At 42.1% G+C, this 19773-nt stretch carries 15 protein-coding genes and 1 tRNA gene; 7 read left to right on the forward strand and 9 right to left on the reverse strand.

Annotation, left to right across the window (positions count from 1 at the left end; translation table 11 throughout):
* Positions 1–49: 49 nt before the first annotated feature.
* Together rlmN and C900_RS24145 are read right to left on the reverse strand one after the other, a co-directional pair.
* The gene (gene rlmN / locus C900_RS24140) at positions 50–1096 is read right to left on the reverse strand and encodes a dual-specificity RNA methyltransferase RlmN (protein ID WP_009582959.1); all 1047 of its coding nucleotides are present in this window, start codon (positions 1094–1096) and stop codon (positions 50–52) included.
* Positions 1097–1129: 33 nt separating this feature from the next.
* Positions 1130–1570, reverse strand: coding sequence for an acyl-CoA thioesterase (locus C900_RS24145; RefSeq protein WP_009582960.1), 441 nt, complete (start codon positions 1568–1570; stop codon positions 1130–1132).
* 178 nt (positions 1571–1748) lie between these two features.
* On the opposite strand from C900_RS24145, the gene C900_RS24150 reads away from it, so the two are divergent.
* Entirely contained in the window at positions 1749–3860 is a 2112-nt protein-coding gene (locus tag C900_RS24150) for a tetratricopeptide repeat protein (protein ID WP_040497464.1), read from the forward strand.
* A 170-nt stretch (positions 3861–4030) separates the two neighbouring features.
* Here the strand turns inward: C900_RS24150 and C900_RS24155 are convergent, their stop codons facing one another.
* Positions 4031–5323 carry a tetratricopeptide repeat protein gene (locus C900_RS24155; RefSeq protein ID WP_009582962.1) on the reverse strand — a complete coding sequence of 431 codons (1293 nt, stop codon included), beginning with the start codon at positions 5321–5323 and terminating at the stop codon, positions 4031–4033.
* A gap of 141 nt (positions 5324–5464) precedes the next feature.
* Between C900_RS24155 and clpB the strand changes: the two genes are divergently transcribed.
* Positions 5465–8071 carry an ATP-dependent chaperone ClpB gene (gene clpB, locus C900_RS24160; RefSeq protein WP_009582963.1) on the forward strand — a complete coding sequence of 869 codons (2607 nt, stop codon included), beginning with the start codon at positions 5465–5467 and terminating at the stop codon, positions 8069–8071.
* Between the two features lie 250 nt (positions 8072–8321).
* Here clpB and C900_RS24165 read toward each other — a convergent pair whose 3' ends face one another.
* The 4 genes from C900_RS24165 to C900_RS24180 form a co-directional block, all read right to left on the reverse strand.
* Entirely contained in the window at positions 8322–8822 is a 501-nt protein-coding gene (locus C900_RS24165) for a hypothetical protein (protein ID WP_009582964.1), read from the reverse strand.
* A 184-nt stretch (positions 8823–9006) separates the two neighbouring features.
* Entirely contained in the window at positions 9007–10068 is a 1062-nt protein-coding gene (locus tag C900_RS24170; RefSeq protein WP_051053006.1) for a potassium channel family protein, read from the reverse strand.
* 88 nt (positions 10069–10156) lie between these two features.
* Positions 10157–10504, reverse strand: coding sequence for an NINE protein (locus C900_RS24175; RefSeq protein ID WP_009582967.1), 348 nt, complete (start codon positions 10502–10504; stop codon positions 10157–10159).
* Between the two features lie 5 nt (positions 10505–10509).
* Positions 10510–10821 carry a DUF2752 domain-containing protein gene (locus C900_RS24180; RefSeq protein ID WP_009582968.1) on the reverse strand — a complete coding sequence of 104 codons (312 nt, stop codon included), beginning with the start codon at positions 10819–10821 and terminating at the stop codon, positions 10510–10512.
* Between the two features lie 342 nt (positions 10822–11163).
* Between C900_RS24180 and C900_RS24185 the strand changes: the two genes are divergently transcribed.
* A complete protein-coding gene (locus C900_RS24185) occupies positions 11164–12246 on the forward strand; it encodes a PAS domain-containing sensor histidine kinase (RefSeq protein ID WP_157494184.1) in 1083 nt (360 codons plus the stop codon).
* Positions 12247–12257: 11 nt separating this feature from the next.
* On the opposite strand, the gene rlmD is transcribed toward C900_RS24185, so the two are convergent.
* The gene (gene rlmD, locus C900_RS24190) at positions 12258–13676 is read right to left on the reverse strand and encodes a 23S rRNA (uracil(1939)-C(5))-methyltransferase RlmD (RefSeq protein WP_009582970.1); all 1419 of its coding nucleotides are present in this window, start codon (positions 13674–13676) and stop codon (positions 12258–12260) included.
* 144 nt (positions 13677–13820) lie between these two features.
* Between rlmD and C900_RS28910 the strand changes: the two genes are divergently transcribed.
* Positions 13821–16502: a T9SS type B sorting domain-containing protein gene (locus C900_RS28910; protein WP_009582971.1), complete on the forward strand. Its 2682-nt coding sequence runs from the start codon at positions 13821–13823 to the stop codon at positions 16500–16502.
* On the opposite strand, the gene C900_RS24200 is transcribed toward C900_RS28910, so the two are convergent.
* Positions 16499–17224, reverse strand: a complete 726-nt coding sequence (locus tag C900_RS24200; RefSeq protein WP_009582972.1) for an SH3 domain-containing protein — start codon at positions 17222–17224, stop codon at positions 16499–16501. The genes C900_RS28910 and C900_RS24200 overlap by 4 nt on opposite strands.
* A 227-nt stretch (positions 17225–17451) precedes the next feature.
* Here C900_RS24200 and C900_RS24205 point away from each other — a divergent pair.
* The 3 genes from C900_RS24205 (at position 17452) to C900_RS24215 (ending at position 19484) form a co-directional block, all read left to right on the forward strand.
* Positions 17452–17524: transfer RNA gene (locus C900_RS24205), tRNA-Lys, on the forward strand.
* Positions 17525–17708: 184 nt separating this feature from the next.
* Positions 17709–18017 carry a hypothetical protein gene (locus tag C900_RS24210; RefSeq protein ID WP_009582973.1) on the forward strand — a complete coding sequence of 103 codons (309 nt, stop codon included), beginning with the start codon at positions 17709–17711 and terminating at the stop codon, positions 18015–18017.
* Positions 18018–18704: 687 nt separating this feature from the next.
* Complete coding sequence (locus tag C900_RS24215) at positions 18705–19484, forward strand: response regulator transcription factor (RefSeq protein WP_009582974.1); 780 nt, start codon at positions 18705–18707, stop codon at positions 19482–19484.
* The last annotated feature ends 289 nt before the right edge of the window (positions 19485–19773 follow it).

Genomic DNA, 19773 nt, shown 5'->3' on the forward strand with positions numbered 1-19773 from the left:
TGGAAACAGGAAACTCTAAACTATAAACTGGAAACAGGAAACTCAATAGCTAACCCTTATTAGCCAACTGGCCGCAGGCTGCGTCAATGTCTTTGCCCCGGCTTCTTCTTACTTTCACTACTATGTCGGCTGCTTCAAGTTTTTGTATGTACATATTCAGCGCATCTTCTGAGGCTTGCTGGAATTCACCCTCGTCAATAGGATTGTATTCGATGAGATTAACTTTTGAAGGAATGATTTTGCAGAATTTTACAAGCGCATCAGCATCTCTTTCTTTGTCATTTACGCCTCTCCATACTACGTATTCATAGGTGACTTTGCTTTTTGTTTTGTGGTACCAGTATTTTAATGCATCAGCAAGATCTTCCAACGGATTCTTTTCATTGATGGGCATTACCTTTGAGCGCGTTTCATTAATGCCGGAGTGTAAGGACACGGCCAGATTGAATTTCACCTCATCGTCAGCTAGCTTTTTGATCATCTTGGGAATGCCTACAGTAGAAAGTGTGATCCTTTTGGGTGACATGCCCAACCCTTCGGGTTTGGTTATTTTTTCAATGGCTTCGATGACATTGCCATAGTTAAGAAGTGGCTCACCCATACCCATAAACACGATATTGGTCAAGGGGCGGCTGAAGAATTGCTCACTCTGCTCTTTGATAGCTACTACCTGATCATAGATCTCATCAGGGTTGAGGTTACGCATGCGTTTAAGCCTGGCGGTAGCGCAGAAATTGCAATCGAGGCTGCAGCCCACCTGAGAGGAAATGCAGGCGGTTATTCTTTTGTCAGTAGGTATCAGCACGGATTCTACTATCATGCCATCAAATAGCTTAACGGCATTTTTTATAGTGCCATCATTACTGCGCTGCATTTGGTCAACGGCAATGTGGTTGATGGTAAACTCCTGCTTGAGTTTTTCCCTGGTATCCAGCGAGATATTTGTCATCTGGTCAAAATCTTTGGCAGACTTTTTCCAAAGCCACTCATATACCTGTTTTGCCCGGAATGACTTATCACCGATCTTTACAAAATAATCTGTGAGCTGGTCCAGGCTTAGCTGCCGAATATCTCTTTTTTCCACTTGTTCGATCATATCTGCAAAGATATATAAATCACAACGGATAGTTTAAAGTTCCTGGTCACGGAGTGCGGTTAATAGACGTTCCGGAATGTTGGCTATTTTCCTTTCCTTATAATCCATACATACAATACCTGTTTTGCCCCGGGCTACTTCCTTGCCGGATTCTTCCCTTGTAATTTTATAGTACATGTCAAATCCGTACTTGCTAAAGTCATCCGTAGAGATCTCGATGTTCAGCCGGTCAGCATAGAAGGACTCCGCCTTATATACAACGGCTGCATCTGCGATGATAATGCCAATATCATTTTCGAGATTTAATTCATCTTTAAATCCCAGATGCCTTAGGAATTGCATACGCCCCTCATGAATGATAGTGAGTATACTATCATTGCCCACATGGTTGCCGTAGTTAAGGTCGCTTATTCTAACAGTGACAGTGGTTTGGAATTGCACATGGGCTGGGAGATCGATCTTAATTCTTGCCATAAATGTTTTGATGGATAAAGTTAAACTTTGAGAACCATTCTCCACAGTGTGTTGAGAAGTAAAATGCTCTTTTGGTTCCCACAAGTGCCCGTATCAGTATTTTTTCTCAGGGAATGATCCTTGTATTTATATCAAAATGTATCTGGGATAAAGCATGTTGAAATAAAGCAAATGTACTATGAAACCAAATAACTATATAGTGCTTGTAACAAAACGTCAAGGTCAAGCTCGTCTTCGCGAAGCCTCTTTGGCGGAGCAAGGGCTTGCGCCTGCGCACCTAAGTGCTATGACACTTAGGTGCAAAGTGCTCAAAAAGCGGAGCGTACTTGGGTTCGAGGGCATTTTTGGGATAAGCGTACGGCAGGCATTGACGTTTTCTTACAGATACTATATAGCAACTTTATTGGCGGTGCTTCTGCTACCTTTAATGGCGCCCGCTCAGGACCCTCATGCGGAGGTTAGTCCGAAGCCTCTGGAAGTACAGGGCGATAGCGTTCGATTTACGGTTACGATCACCATGCCCAAAGACCGGGTATTTAAGCATGATGGCAAATATATCATTCGGCCTGAACTTGGCGATATTCAGTTTGCACCTATAGAAATTCCCTCTTCACAACTTAGTGATGCTCCTGGAAACGGATTCACTATAGAGGTGACTGCCAGTGCCCTGTTCGATGAAGATATGATCGGCAATGATCTGGAGATAGTGCATAAATACAGCTACAAAGATGGTAGAAAGGGAAAAGAATTTAATGACATGGACGGTCTGGCGGAATGCTGTATCACCACAGGTACGTTATTTTCGATTAAAGGGCAGTATGAGCTAAAGCAGTTTGATTATACACCGGCATTGTCAGCCCCTTTAAAAGTGGTAGCTCAAATTGACTTTCCCGTTGATATTGCCACTTTTCCGGTAAACGAACACCAGGGCAAGGTGGTAGTAATAGGAAATTATCTCAAGGCACATCCGGAAGCCACAATAACTATTCGTGGTTTCGCATCACCTGAAGGACCGGTGGAACGTAACCGGGAATTATCTATAGAAAGGACCGAGGTGGCCAAAGAATGGCTTACCAGAGCATTGAAGAAAGAGGGATACGGTAAATATTTAAGCAATACCAATATTAACGTAGAAACTACCGCTGAGGATTGGTTCGGTTTTGTGCAAGGGGTAAGGAATTCCGGTTTGGAACAGGAAAAGAAAACCAGGATACTGCATGCGGTTTCAGCAAGAGAATCTTTAGAGAAATTAGAAGATGATCTTAATAAGATCGTAGGTGATCCCGAAGTAGTAGAAGAGTATATGCGTCCTTTGCGAAGAGCGACTATTATTGCCTCTGCTGAAAACGCATTCAGAGAGGGTTATATGGTTGAGCAGATTGACTCCGTCAACACCATGGTGAAAAAAGGTGATATGCCTGTATCAGCGCTTCAGGATGCCTTTACCCAGGAAGAATACCTGCAGGCTTATGTGAGGAATGATGCCGAGACGGGAAGACTGACATTGCTGACTGCCTACACAAAAGTTTATCCGTCAGACATGCGGGTATATAGCGATCTGGGCGCTCTTACGGCTGTTGATCTGGATAAAATAGACGTGGTAGGGGGCGATGATGCAATAGTAGGGGTCGGCTTCAGCAGAGACCTGGTGGATATAGATGGCGAACTTGATCTGAATAATGACAAATTTAAATTTAAATATAAAGCTAAGGAAGAGGACGTAGAAGACCCTGAGAAACTGAAACTTAAGATCAAGGCTAAGCTGGACGAGACGGAGGGGTATTTCGTGAAAGCATATGAAGCGGAACCTACAGACCCTGTGTTGCTCAATAATCTCGGTGCATTTTATATCAGCACCGGCAAATTTGACGAGGCAAAAGAATATCTTGACCAGGCGGCTGAGATTCGCGAGAGTGAAGGGGTGCATTACAATCTGGGGGTATACCATGCGCGCATGGGCGATTTTGAATTAGCCCTGAAATATTTTGAGAAAGCCGGAGATGTAGAAGGAATAGAGTACAACCGGGGTATCGCACGATTGCTGACTGGCGATGTCGTAGGTGGGCTGGAGGACCTTCAAAAATTTGAACAGGCCAACCCTGAACATGGCATTACTCATTATTTGGTAGCTGTGGCAGCCGCCAGAGCTAATGATGAGTGGCTGATGCATGAAAATCTGAAAGAGGCTATTGATAAAGAAGCGAGGCTGGCTGATATAGCTGAGGAAGATCTTGAATTCAGAATGTATTGGGGTGACGACACCTTTGAAGATATGACAGACGATCATTAATTAATTAGTGTTTGTAAGAAAACTCTAAGTGGCTTTCAGAAAACGCCAGTGTCAAGGCTTGTGAAGTTCCAAAAAGCGGAGCGTACTGAGGTACGAGAGCATTTTTGGAACGAGTGTAACGCGGACATTGACGTTTTATGAAAGCCACTAAGTATCGAACTCACGTTAAACTATTCTTTTCGTCTTCTGATGGTGGTGCTTTTATTGATCCAGCAACCTATGGATATGGTTTTTCCTTCTTCCTTATTTTCAGTAAAGATATCGCTCATAGTGGGAAATTGTCCGGCAGCGTTGTTCATCGCCTCCTGATCACCTGACTTTTGATACATATCGTAGGCCAGCCAGTAAATTGCCCGGTCACTCACCATACTTTTTTCTTCTTTGCAGTCATTAAAACTGTTGAAATAGAGGTCGCCTATAAGCTTGTAAGCCTTTTTGAATTCAGGGTCAGTCTGCAAGGCCTTTTCAGCATAATTCCGCGCCTCCGGTTTATTATTCTGACTCATCCTGGCAGCGATATCGTAGTAAACCTGTGCTTTTTTTGATTTGTCATTGGTGGCATTGATCGCCTCATTAAAATATTTGATGGCCTCAGTCATATTTCCCTTCTCAGCTTCTTTAATGGCTAAGAATCGGAGCAATGCATAATCCGGATTTTCCTTAATGAGTAACTTAACTGCATCGGTAAAAAAAGTACGGCCGGTACAGCTTTGAGACAAAGACAAAGACACTATTCTTTTTGCCATACTAGGGTCTTTCTGCATGCGCGGGGCCAGTTCTTTTTGTATAAAATCACAATCAATAGGTACAATCTCCAGCAATATTTTGGTGGCAATGCCCCTTATCTTCTCGTAAGTTTCACCGTTGCCACCTTGTTGCTCCTTTTGATCAATTGCGTCCAACACCCTGTAGTATCTGCTGAGTATCTCATCTGTGCCCAGGGGCTTAACTTCATTGTATTTTCTTGTTACATCCATATAAGTGGCCAGGTTATTCACTCCTACATCTTTGCCATTGAGTTCATAGGTTCTTTCGAATATCCTGAAAAGGTCTTCGGTCTTTTCAGGACGTGTCCGGTAGTATTTATATGCTGTAGAGGCTTTTCTGTCGATCAGACTCTTCTCGTTGTCATAGTACTTCATGCGTAGGTCATACAGCACAAGTACGGAATCCTGATGTAACTGAGCGTTGGGATTTTCCTCATCGTCTGCAAACTGTTGATAGACCTTAATGCCATTGATATAGATGCTCTCATGTAGTTCAGGAGTATTTTTAAGTAGCCATGCCAGATGTTTTTTTGCAGCTTTATAATTGTCAAATCTCATCTGATCAGATAGTTGCGCATATTCTGATTGTGCTCGGTTGCTAAGCCCTTCATCGGCTGGTAAATTCAGTTGCGCGTATAAACTGGAGCTGCTAAGTAGCAGGCAAAGACCGGTGCATAACTGTGTAAGCTTTTTCATGACAATAAGTAGTTAGGCCTGACATAATGACACTAAAATAGTATTTTTTCGCTATTATCCTGTCATATTTTCTTCTTTTCTTTCATTTTCTCAACTGGCGGATTATTTGATCATACCAGGAAAAAGGAAATTTAACAGATTATGAATTTCGATAAATATACAATTAAATCACAGGAAATGCTTCAGAAAGCTGCCGAGATAGCTGGCGCTAACCAGCAGCAGGCTATAGAACCCGGTCATCTGATGAAAGCCATTCTGACATCTGATGAAAATGTAATTTCTTTTCTTACAAAGAAATTGAATGTCAACAAGCAGCATTTGGACGGCAAAATGGATGAGATCATTAAAAGCTATCCGAAGGTGAGTGGGCAGCAGCCATATCTATCCAACGATTCCGCAGCAGCATTACAGCGCGCTGAAAAGGAATTAAAGGAGTTTAAAGACGAGTTTATTGCCGTTGAACACATAATACTGGGATTACTCGAAGGAAAGGACAAAGTTGCATCATTGCTAAAAGATGTGGGCTTTGAGCGTAAGACGTTGATAGCGGGAATTAAAGAATTGAGAGGAGGTAGCAAAGTGACAGACCAAAATGCAGAATCAAAGTATCGCTCGTTAGAAAGATATTCCATCAATCTGAATGAGCAGGCCAAAGCAGGTAAGATAGACCCTGTAATAGGCCGTGATGATGAGATCAGACGCGTATTACAGATCTTATCGAGAAGAACAAAGAACAACCCTATTTTGCTGGGTGAGCCTGGTGTGGGCAAAACGGCAATAGTGGAAGGTATGGCCCAGCGAATTGTAGATGGTGATGTGCCTGAAAATCTAAAGGACAAGATCATTATCTCATTGGACATGGGCTTACTGGTAGCCGGGGCCAAATATAAAGGTGAATTTGAAGAGCGATTGAAAGCGGTTATCAAAGAAGTAACAGATTCTGAAGGACAGATCATTTTGTTTATTGACGAGATACATACGCTGATAGGCGCTGGTGGAGGTGAAGGCGCTATGGATGCCGCGAACCTCCTGAAGCCGGCATTGGCAAGAGGTGAGCTGCATGCTATTGGCGCTACCACGTTGAAAGAATACCAGAAGTATGTGGAGAAGGATAAAGCGCTTGAAAGGCGTTTTCAGGCGGTAACCGTAGATGAACCATCTCCCCAGGATGCAATTTCCATACTAAGAGGTATCAAAGAGAAATATGAGTTGCACCATGGGGTGCGTATTAAAGATGATGCCGTAATATCTGCTGTTGAGTTATCTCACAGGTATATCTCTGACAGATTTCTGCCAGATAAGGCTATTGACCTGATGGATGAAGCTGCTTCTAAGCTGAGGCTGGAGATGGACTCTATGCCGGAAGAGCTGGATGAGCTGAACCGTAGGATCATGCAGTTGGAGATCGAGCGTGAGGCTATCCGCAGAGAGAAGGATAAGGAAAAAGAAAGGTTGCTGACCAAAGATATTGCCGACCTGGCCGGGAAAAGGAATGATCTGAAAGCGAAATGGGAGAACGAAAAAGCTATCATTCAGAACATTAGACAGGAAAAAGAAAACATCGACAGGCTAAAATTCGAGGCCGAACAGGCGGAAAAAGCCGGTGAGTTTGGCAAGGTGGCCGAGATACGATACGGTAAACTGGTAGAGGCGGAAAGGCACCTGGAGGAGTATCAGAAAAAAACTTCTGAAATGAAGGAAGAAAGTTTAATGAAAGAAGAAGTTGACAGTGAGGATATTGCCGAGGTAGTGGCGAGGTGGACTGGAATTCCTGTATCAAAAATGTTGCAAAGTGACCGGGAAAAACTGTTATCTTTAGAGCAGGAATTAGGCAAACGCGTAGCAGGGCAGGAGGAAGCCATAAAAGCTTTGTCCGATGCTGTACGCAGAAGCAGAGCGGGGCTACAGGATCCTAAGCGGCCGATTGGCTCCTTTATCTTCCTGGGAACCACCGGTGTAGGTAAAACGGAGCTCTCAAAAGCTTTAGCAGAATACCTTTTCAATGACGAAAACGCCATGGTGAGGATAGATATGTCCGAATACCAGGAGAGGCATTCTGTGAGCAGGCTGGTAGGAGCGCCTCCCGGATATGTGGGCTACGATGAAGGTGGCCAGCTAACCGAAGCAGTGAGAAGGAAGCCTTATTCCGTAGTACTGCTGGATGAGATAGAAAAAGCGCATCCTGATGTGTTCAACATTCTCCTGCAGGTGTTGGACGATGGGAGACTGACTGATAATAAGGGTCGTGTGGCTAATTTTAAAAATACTATTATAATTATGACCACAAATATTGGTTCTTCGATAATTCAGGATAATTTTGCAGCCTTAAATGACGAGAACGTAGAAGACGTGATCGAAAAAACGAAGGTGGAAGTGTTTGAACTATTGAAGAGGTCTGTCAGACCAGAGTTTTTAAACCGTGTAGACGAAACAATTATGTTCAGGCCGCTTTCCAAGCAGGATGTCAGAAAGATAGTGGATATCCAGTTTAAGCAGATACAAAAGCGGTTAGATGAAGCTGGTGTGAAGCTTGAAATATCAGATAAGGCGTTGAATTATATAGCTAAAACAGGTTTTGATCCTCAATTTGGAGCCAGGCCATTGAAGCGGGTATTTCAGCGGGAAATATTGAATGAACTTTCAAAAGAAATATTGTCCGGTAAGGTCAATAAAGACGCCCTTGTGGCCGTTGATCTTAATGAGAGTGGTCAAATAGAATTTATGAATCTTGACGAAGTTCAAATTTAGGTACGTGAAGTTGGTATTTGGGTTTAGGTTGAAAAGTCCCGGGGTGGTTCCCGGGGCTGTTTCTTTTTCGTCATGCCTGACGCAGCAGAGCGGAGATCAGAAATTGCCCTGATCTGTGATGCCGCATAAAATCAGGCTTCTGCCTCAGTTCGGGAAATTTCTGGATATTTTCTCTGTTCCTCTCCGAAAATTTGCTTAGGCTGACAAGGATGAGTACTTCCAGCTTCGGGTTTTCAGGCTTTCTCCGCTTTTAAGAAGGTCTGTCTATTCCTTCTATCTTACCTTTGAAAATGCCGTTAAGATTTTCCCCGTTGTTAAGCTTCAACTGATATTCGATGATGTGCCGTTCTCCCCATTTCGACACCTTTATAGCGCCCGCAGTCACATAGAATGCCTCCTTAGCATTAGTTTGATCAATGAAGATCTTGCCCTTTGAAAATGTAAACGGCTGATTACTTGAACTGCTAAAGTGATATACTCCGGGAGTAATGCCTTTAATACTGTTGCTGTTGATGTTGAAATTGATGTAATTTAACGAGTAGGCATCTGCATTGGAGCTGGTTGAGCCCATATATACGTCATATCCGGTCGAAACTCCTTCCGGTTTTTCGAATTTATCAGCATATGCATGCTGCACCGCATGAATTTTACCCTTATAGTTAAAGGCATTGGAAAGTCGCGGACGTGTGTGAAAGGCAAATATCCCTGCTACCAGACACGCCAAAAACAATATTTTTATATAACTCCTCATAACAACTACTCCTTTTGGTTCTAACTACAATATCGTTATAAGGAGCGGAATTTGTTTCAGGGAATTCACCTACTTTTAGGTAAGGGAAACGCGTATTTTTGCAGTTCGCAATTTGCAGTTTTCAGTTTCTCAGTTTCCAGTAGCCAGGGTCAATCTGCAGCGACCAGCCACCAGGGACTAGCCACTAGGATATATACCCTTCCTCGATAGCAAAAAACTTATTCAGTTTCTTTACGGAGTTTTTATTGGCGATCATGATCAGGTAGTCACCTTTAGAAATGGACATGGTTTCGCTCGGGTTTTTGTATAATGTTCTCTTGCCATTTTCTATTTTCACAATTCCAATGAGCACTACATTAAAAGTCTTTTTCATATCGAAAAATACTTTGTCATAGTACTGCCCCTGATATGGGTTATTTTCCAGGACCATAAATTGTTTGATGTCATAGTGTTCATCGGTCTGTGGGAAAGCTATGATCTCTTCGCTATATACAGCTACGTCCGGTTCGAATATATAGCTGGCAAGTAGCTTAGATGCTATTTCATGTTTGGAGATGGTATAAGTAACCCCTGCGCTTTGAAAAGTACTTTTCAGGTTGGCGTTATCAAGGGTGACGACATAGTTCAGATTTTCATAGTGCTTTTTTATATTCAGAATGTATACCAATTTTTCAGTGTCATCCTGCAGGTTAACAAATACAATGGAGGATCCCTGAATATTTAATTTCTGGAGCAGGTCAAAATTATTGTAGTCTGAAAACAGTGAGAATACTTGCTTTGACGAATAATACTCATGAATAATATCGATATTATCTTTATCCTTGGTGACAATGGCGACATTTTTTCCGGCTGCTATCAACTGATCAACAACAGCTTTACCAAAATCTGACCAGCCGATCATAACTATATGATTATTGAAACCGGTCCCATGCATTCCCATTTTTTTATTTTCTTTAACCGTGTTCATAATATTAGTGATTTGTCCGATAAGGATCCCATAAAAGCCAAGGCTGAAAATTAGAAATATGGATCCGAAAAGCCGACCCTGATCTGTCACAGGATGTAAGTCTCCATAACCAACCGTTGTAAGGGTGACAATAGAAAACCAAAGGGCATCATCAAATGATTTAATATTGGCTCTTGGGTCGCCTTCTTCTATTTTTATAAGAACGCTTAGTAATAGTACGTAAACTACAATGAAAGCAAATACTATTGCTATAAACCTGGTATAATTCGGCTTTTTCAAAAAATGAATAAAATGACAACTTAAACAATATACCAAAAAAACAGGGGAAGTCCGAATCCTCAAAGGCAAAGCAGCGCTGATAAGTAGCTTAGCTGCCCATGCTGAACTTTATGTCATCGGCTACAGTCTGATTATATTCAAAAGCAAGTTTTTGATAATTCACCAGATCTATAATGGAGCCAATGAAGCACAATCCGATAGTGAAAAAGTAAAGAAGCCCCATTCCTATTTGATTTAGAATGAATCGTTGGAGACCTGGTATTACCAGAAGCCCGATAATTGCAAAAATCAGTACGTCTTGGGGATTTTTTCTCCTTGCCCTATAGGCATTGATGAACCTTGCAGCTTTGGCATCGTCCATATTATTGATAAGTGCTTGAACGTGCGCTAATTCCTCTCCATGAAGCTCAGGCATTAAATCCATTGCATTGGCCATAATTATTAATCGATTTTTGTTTTAAATGTGTTGTAAATCAGCATAAAAGCTCTGTAAGATAATATTATTATTGCCAATAATCCTAACGGATGCATTTGAAATGATGCGCGGAGCCGGCCATGAAATATCAAAGATATGGACCTGCCTAAACCACATCCCGGACAGTGGTCAAACCCAAACGCTCCAAGTGGGCAGATGGTGAAGTGATTTTCAGCACCCGGATCCATTATCGCAAAATAGGCCAAAGCTGATAGCCATACCACAGCTTCAAAAGGAAACTTTTGCCATATATTTTTAATCTTATTCAACGGTATCATATTTCCTTTAAAAATAAGTAGTGCTTATAAGAAAACTCCAAATGGCCTTAAGAAAACATCAATATCAAGCTCGCCTTCGTATAGCTGCTTTGGCAGAGCAAGGGCTTGCGCCTGCGCACCGAAGTGCAATGGTATACAGGTGTAAATCCCAAAAAGTGAAGCTCCGCACAGTTGTCGGGGAGCTTCACTTTTTGGGACAAGTATAATGCAGACATTGGTGTTTTCTTAAATGATCAGCACATCCTGGCAATAGCAATTATTCGCAGTAAATTACATTAATCGGTTAACTTTCGATTGATGTGATTGTTTAAAAAACGAAGGAAATTCTTGACCCTGCCTAAAATGCAATATCAATTGTCTCATGTCCTCCCTTATTTTGAAGAAGCCGCTGACCATGCGCATCACGGTTATTTCGCTTTTAACAACGCTTCCCTGCAGCTCCTTTATATTAATCCTGCTGTAGAGATCATATTCAATAGATCCATAGCGGAGATATCAACCAAACCGGAGAGTATACTTGAGATGGTACACCCGGACGACAGAGAACATGTCATAGAAGCATACCGGGGGATTAAAAAGGGCAAAAGGAAGGTGTTGGAATTTCGTATTAACTCAGCCGAGAAGGAATTGCGCTGGCTTAAAGTGGCCTGGTATTCTAATAATAAAGAAGCCGTGGTAGTAGGTGTTGTGGAGGACATTACCTCGCGAAGAGAGAATGAGGACTTAATGAAAAAGTTTGCCTCCAAAAAGGATTCTGTTCTGGAAATTTTATCACATGATCTGGCAGGTCCCCTGACGAAGATAAAGGGCGCTGCGTCTCTGATGACAGAAGAATTGGAGCGGCACAACCATCCTATGCTGGAAAAAATGGTAAATATGATAGAAGAAACTACAGAAAGAAGCATAAGGTTGATCAGGGAGTTTGTGAAACATGAATTTATTCAGTCGAAAAATTCGATCTTGATCAAGGAAAGGGAAAATATAGTAGACACCATGAGGGAGATCATGGAGCAATACAATGGGTCTGCGAGGGAAGTGCATAAAAAATTTAAATTTACCACATCTCAGAAAAGCATTTTTTTGGAAATGGATGCCTATAAAATTAACCAGGTGGTAAATAATCTGATCTCTAATGCCATTAAATTCACCAGGGATGAAGGACAGATATCAGTTGCCCTTGAGGAAAGAAAAGATACCGTTTTGCTGTCAGTGGCGGACGATGGAATAGGCATTCCGGCGAAATATCATAAAAGCCTTTTCGAACGATTTACAGAGGCGCGGAGGCCCGGACTGAAGGGTGAGCCTTCGGTGGGCCTGGGGATGTCCATTATCAAAACCATTGTTGAATGGCACGGGGGTAAAATTTGGCTCCACAGTGTCGAAAATGAAGGAACCACTTTTTACATCGAGCTGCCGAAGGAGTAGTTAAAAAGCAGCTACTTCTTTTCTAACAGCACAATATTTTCAACATGGTGTGTATGAGGAAACATATCCACCGGCATTACTGCTGTCACGCTATACTTTTCATCCAACAATGCTATATCTCTGGCTTGAGTAGCCGGATTGCAGCTCACATACACAATACGTTGAGGGGCAGCTTTTAGTAGTACCTCACATACATCTGCATGCATGCCTGCCCGGGGAGGGTCGGTGATGACCACATCAGGCTGCCCTTGTTTTTCGATAAAATTTCTATTCAGAAGGTCCTTCATATCTCCTGCAAAAAACACTGTATTGGTAATGTTGTTGATTTGTGAGTTTACCTTTGCATCATCTATGGCAGCCTCTACGTACTCTATTCCCACTACTTTCTTGGCATTTTGTGCCACATAGTTAGCTATAGTGCCAGTGCCGGTGTACAGATCATAAACCAATTCGTTACCGGTCAGGCCTGCCAGTTCCCAGGCCTTTTTGTATAGCTCATTAGCCTGTTTGGCGTTGGTTTGAAAAAAAGATTTGGGACCTACCCTGAATTTTACCGTTTTGCCGGGCTGGTCGGGCAACGGCATTTCTTCCAGGATATAAGGCTGTCCGTGCCAGGTTACCACTTCCAGGTCGTGAAAAGTCTCATTTCCTTTGGTATTGATCACATAGTTCAAAGACGTTATTACGGGGAAAGTTTCTTTTAAATGCTCCATGATACCAGTAAGTACCTTTTTGTCATCACCTGCTACCTGTAGTATGACCATCACCTCACCGGTGGATGCAGTCCTGATGATTAAATTTCTTAAATAGCCTTGCTGAGTGATGAGGTCAAAAAAAGTTATGTCATGCTCTTTTGCATATTTTTTCACTGCAAGCCGAATGGCGTTGGACGGGTCTGGCTGTAGGTAGCAGTGGTCAATCTCCAATATCTTGTCAAAACGACCAGGTATATGAAATCCCAATGCATCCCTGTCCAGGTCATCACTCTGATCGATCTCTTCCTTGGTAAGCCACCTTTTATTGGAAAAGGTGAACTCCAGCTTATTTCTGTAGTAGGTGGTTTCCGATGAAGGGATAATTGGCGAAACTTCCGGTATGGGCACCTTCGCGATTCGCTCCAGATGATCAATTACCTGCTGATGTTTGTAGTGCAACTGAGATTCATAGCTGATATGCTGCCATTTACAGCCTCCGCAAGTGCCGAAATGCGAACAAAAAGGTTCCTGCCGCTGCGAAGATAATCGGTGGATGGCTACAGGGATAGCCTCTAAGAAAGATTTCTTTTTTCTGATCACCTTAATATCAGCTATATCTCCCGGCGCTACTCCCGTAACGAATATCACCTGCCCTTCATATCTTGCTATGCATTTCCCTTCTGCTGCAATCCCTTCAATTTGTATGTCTTTTAAAACTTTATTTTTTATCTTCATGTTGTGTAAATCCATTTATTAAGGTCATATGAGATGCCTCAACCCAATGTTTAGCTGTTTAGCTTTATGCGGATACAGGTTTTTCATGTTCTCCAATCGATCAATCAGGACTTTAATTGATGATTTAACTACATTGAACTGCGTATGAAGAAGTTCCTGTTAATCGTGCTCCTGATATTGACCAGCAAAGGTAATTCATTTGCTTCTCATATCGTAGGAGGTGAGTTTGAATTGATATATGTAAGTGGTAATAATTATCGCCTCAACCTCATCATTTATTTTGATGAGATCTATGGCAATCCGGGGGCAAAGTATTCACCTACTCCTATAGCCTGGATCTTTCGCAAAAGTGATAATGTACCCATGCGGCAGGTGGCTTTGCCATTTGTTTCGGAAGAACTGGTGCAATACACTATTCCGGCTTGTGCTGATGATGCTACTGTCAAAACTACCAGGATGCTGTTCAGCTCATCGATTTCTCTAAATCCGGAAGAGTTCGGTGACCCTGATGGTTATTATATTGTATGGCAGCGTTGTTGCAGGAATTATAACATTGTAAATATCGTCAGTGAAGATCCCAATGCGGGAGGCATAGGTGCCGGGCAAACATTTTACCTCGAGATACCTCCACTGATCAGAAACGGTGAAAGGTTTATTAATAGTTCTCCACAGCTTTTTCCTCCACTGAGTGACTATGCCTGTGTTAACAGGGGTTATTATGCAGATTTTAAAGGCAAGGATGTGGACGGAGATTCTCTGGTGTATACCCTGGTGGAGCCCTTAAATACCCCATCTGCCGACCCGCACCCTCAACCACCGTCAACGGCTCCTTACCCCAATACCATTTGGTCGGATACTTATAGTCTTAACAATATTGTACATGGTAATCCCGATCTGACCATCAGTAAAGACGGGCTGCTGCGCGTAACACCAACGGAGCCTGGCATATTTGTGTTTGCTGTGAAATGCGAGGAGTTCAGGGACGGAGAAAAAATCGGAGAGGTACGCAGGGATTTTCAGATGGTGGTGATCGACTGTCCGCCTGCAGGTAATCAACCTGATGTAGCTATAGAACTTGAAGATGGCACCACTTACCAGGAAGGAGATGTGCTCCACTTCCTGGCAGATGACAGCAAGTGTGTGCGCTTTACCGTGGAGGACTCGGAAGGCGGGAAAGTAAGCCTGAAGCTTGACCCTGTGGGGTATGATGAAGAAAATTTCACTATTACCATTCTGGATACATCTCCGTCCGGTGACAGGTTGGATGCTGAAGTATGCTTCACTGATTGTCCTCCGACAAGAGACCTGCCTTTTGAGGTAAGTTTTATCGGGCTTGATAATACCTGTCCACAACCCTTACAAGACACCGTAAGGCTGACAGTGGCAATTACACCACCTGATAACGACATCCCTGTTTTACGCCATAAAGAAGATAAAGATGCCGGCTATTCAACGGCCATTCAGCGCACTGTAGTTGTTAATGAAGCTTCCGGGGGACTAAAGATCGTTGAGTTGCTGGGCCAGGATGCTAACAATGACTTTATGGGTATGACAGTTACATCTGTTGATTTTGAGTTGGCCGATTATGGGATGTCAGTAGTGGAAAAGACCAATATAGCGGGTCAAAATGAGACCTGGCTGGAGTGGAATTACGACTGTCAGCAGGTAAGTTTTGATGGTAAAACAGAGTTTGAGCTCCGGGTGGTATTGGAGGATGAGGATGACTGTCTTTACGAAGATCCTGTAGTAGTAGACCTGTTTCTGGAAATTATACTTCCTTACAACAGCGAACCCGTTATTTATAGTAATAAGCTGGGTGCCAACCCGGAAAATTACCACCTGATAGAAACCCCCCTTAATGAAGTGATCAGTTTCGATGTTCGCGGAACCGATATGGATGGAGATTTTGCTGTTATTGAGGCCCTTGCGGTCGGCTTTGAATTTTCAGATTTCGGCATCAACTACAATGGTGTGAGTGGAGAAGGTAAATCTACGCCTCCCCAAGTGCCTACTCAGCTCAATTCTACCTTTACCTGGAACCTGCTATGTGAACGGTTTAATCTCGCTGAACAAGATTCATTCAGGGTGTATTTTATGATCGAAGATTTTGATAAGTGCGAGATCACTAACAGAGATACACTTACAGTTGATTTCGTGCTTTCACCGCCTGTAAATACAGCCCCGAAATTGTCAGTCAGCAGTTTGAATGATTTGTCAGTGAGCCCGGATAGTATACATCTCATTGTAGGAGAAGAGATAGACCTGAGGCTAAAGGGCGTTGATCAGGAGGCGGATTCAATATTCCTTACCCTTTTGAACAGAGATGAAAATGCCGGCTATAATTTTTCTGATGCCAGTGGTAAAGGTACGACAACTTCGCGTTTTAGCTGGGTAACGGATTGCTCTGTTCTGGCCGGGCAGTCCGAGGTCTTTATTCCTCTTACCTTTAGGCTGGAGGATGCTCATTGTACAGATCCCATGGCAAGCGAATTAATACTCATAGTGCATGTCAAAGACATACCTGGTGGTAGCGATGTTTTTCTGCCCCCCAATATTTTTACTCCTAACGGTGACAACATCAATGAGTATTTCGGGATGTATAAATTGAATGTGGAGACCCAGGAGGAGGAAAACATCCTGCCTGTCGATAATTGCGGTGGGAAGTTTGAGCGTGTGGTGATCTATAATCGCTGGGGCCGTGAAGTTTTTAGCAGTTCCGATCGTGATTTTAGGTGGACCGGAGATGATTTGGCCTCAGGCGTTTACTATTATATGATCAAATATTCTAATCAAATATACAGGGGAGTGGTTACAATGAAGTACTAAAAGAAAGATACCTTCCTGATCTTATCCTGCTTTACGTATGCTTCTTTCCCTTCCCATTCTGTCTGTGTCCATACATCTTTCTGTCCTCCGATGGGCAGGCGGTGACCTTTACCTATTATGGTTACCACTTTCGCTCCTGCAGATGGTCCCTCCATCAGGTAGGTGTTGTTTTGGGTAATAATACCCCGATTGTAATCTTTGCCGAAGTTAAGGGTATAAAAGAGCAGTCCGAGTACCACAACTATTGAGATGGCTAATCCAACAGGCCGTTGGTCTGCTTTCTTTCTGTACAGTATCAATACCATGAGCAGGAGCGATATTGTGAGCAGAACAAGTACGATCTCATTAAAGTATTTAAAGAAGATGGTCTTAAAAAACTCCAGGTCGTTGAATTCGTACCCCCGAAGGTCCTTCTTTTTAGCCAGCTCTTCCATTTTTGTCAGCGCCTTTTTATCTGCCGTATGAAGGTAGTATAAGTTCAGATAGTACAATGCCTGGGTATAGTCACCCAGACCTTCCTTGATGAAGGCCATTTTTAATAACATGGAAGGAGAAACCAATCGCTCTTTATGCAACAAATGCTGATAGATTTCAAATGACTCCGTATACTTTCTGGCCTGAAATAGTGAATCTGCCTGCAACTGGGCGTTGTCTGTCTGGTCCCGGGCAGGCAATTGGGCTGATACCAGTATGAATAATATACAGATGATGCTGATCTTCATAAATGTTAAATTAATTTTTTAACAGGCTCAAAGATAAAAGTACGAATTTAAATAAACGATGAAAGTGCCATAAGATTACAGGAAAGGCATATTTATGGGATGGTCTGATCTTTTTTAAGAAATTTTTTACAGAAGCTTTGCATTTTATATCCGAGACATTACCTTTGCATCTCCATTGGAAAACGGGGTAGTCAAAACACCCCGATTTCATTAAAGGGAGGAGTTTAGATTCCGTAGCTCAGCTGGTAGAGCATCTCCCTTTTAAGGAGAGGGTCCTGGGTTCGAATCCCAGCGGGATCACATAAAAAGCCGGAGTAGAAATGCTTCGGTTTTTTGTTTTAAGTCATTTGAAATAACTTCTGGGAACGTGAAAGGTTGTGCGGCATGAGTTGTGGAATGAGCAATCCCATCGGGGTCACCACGGTGATTCAAGTTGAAACCCAATGAAAGTTAGAAGCCTCTTGAAGTAATCCGAGAGGCTTTTTTGTTTCATCAAGGATCAGTATTTGACCAAGAATTTGATACCATCCAGGATCTAAGGATTAAGGCCGAAGAACTAAGGGAAATATTTACCAGCTATGCCCTGGAAGATGAATTTCCTGCAGCAAAAGAGTCTCTACAAGATGTTACCCGGGATCTGAAGCAGATGGAAGCTCAAGCTGCAGATTCCTTTTGGGGATCTGCTGAGTATGTGATGGATGAGGAACTGTTTGGGTTCCCGGACCACCCTCAAAGTTTTGTAACTCAAAAACTGTATCAAGTTTTTAAATGTGGTCCCCACGCAGAAAAATAGTCCGATACTAATTCTTCGCATTCAAAATGACTTCAAACGATCAAGCAATATTTATGGGGAAGTAATTAGCGATCATATTGTAACTCTCATATAAAACACCTCACCCCCCCCAATCCTGTAGTTTTACTACTGTCTGCATACCCTTCTCCTTGAGGCTACTCTATTATACACACATCTCTTACATACTTACTTATATTCCTTCTGAACGAAAGCAAATGAGGTTGTATCTGTTTTTCGAATGGCAAACACGTTTAATTAAACCCGAATTATGCAATAGACTTCGTTATGAGCGACAAAGTGGCTGTTAGATAAGTACTCACGCAGAATTTTGCAACGGAGGCATAGCACCACTACGGTGAGTAGCAAAATTTAAGTAATGCCTGTCCCGGCGACTGACGGGATGCTTAGATTACTGTCAGTTTTAATGCGGAATAGATCTCTATTGCATAATTCTGGTTAAAATATGAGCCACACTGGAGGAGTGGGGGCTTTTCATAGGAGGAATTTAGTTATAGGCTATAGGAAGTAATTTTCATGAAAATAAATGCATTTTATTTGAGCAGTTTTACTATATTTAGTTAATCCAATCAACCTATCACCTTCAAATTTGAAACATGATGTATTGTGATATTGTTTTCATCATGTAAGAAATTCCTTTAAGAATTATGTCTTTTGTTAATTTAGATTATGAATGATAGTAAAAACGACTATACAATTTTGATTGTAGAAGATAATCCCGAGCTCTTAAACTATATTGAAGAAAATCTAAATGAGAAGTATCATTGTTTAACTGCTGATTGTGGAGAAAAGGGTTTGCAAATTGCCCGGGATACCATTCCAGATATTATTATTACGGATTGGGTGATGCCGGGAATGAGTGGAGTAGAGCTAGTGGAATGCTTAAAAAGAGAGATGGACACTGATCATATCCCAATTGTTATGCTCACAGCGAAAGATGATATTAGGCATAAACTTAATGGCTTAGGAAAAGGTGCTGATGAATATATTACCAAACCATTTGATATTGAAGAATTGGTGCTTAGGTGTAGCAATATTCTAAAGACACGTGATGCCTTAAGAAGAAAAGTGGTAGCTGAGTTAATGCTAAAGCCAGCGAACTTGCAGGTAGAGGATAAAGAGCAAGCTTTTTTACTTCAGGTAAAAGGAATAATTGAGGAAAATATTTCTGATCCCACTTTTTCTGTAGTTAAGCTTCAGGACCTAATGGGTATGAGCAGAATGGTGTTACATAGAAAGTTAAGGACTTTGATTGGATTTTCTGCAATTAACCTCATAAAGGCTATGAAGATGGAACGTGCCAGAGAAATACTTGAGCGGTCAAAAGATATTGGTGTAGCAGAAGTGGCGTATGATTTGGGGTACTCAGACCCCTCATATTTTAGTAAATGTTATAAACAGTATTTTGGCTCTTCTCCATCGTCATACGAAATGAGAGATGAGTCTTGATGAAGGAGTGGCTTTTGTAGTCGTATTTTCGTGCGCTTTAATACCTATAAAATCCATATATATATATCCATTTTATATATAATATATATGGCTGCAGAGCTTTACTGCAAATTTTCAACTGTCAATAACGCATTCTTCCAAAAAGTCATCAACAACCCTCTGTAAGCCTCTCGAAATTTTAACACTTGACCTTGGCAAGTAGTAATAACAACAACCTGTTCATCAGATGTTGTTCCTGAATTTATTAGTTAGTTAGGAGTTTGACAGTAGAAACAGAAAGTTGGTCTAT

The sequence above is a fragment of the Fulvivirga imtechensis AK7 genome (assembly GCF_000331535.1).
Lineage (GTDB): Bacteria > Bacteroidota > Bacteroidia > Cytophagales > Cyclobacteriaceae > Fulvivirga > Fulvivirga imtechensis.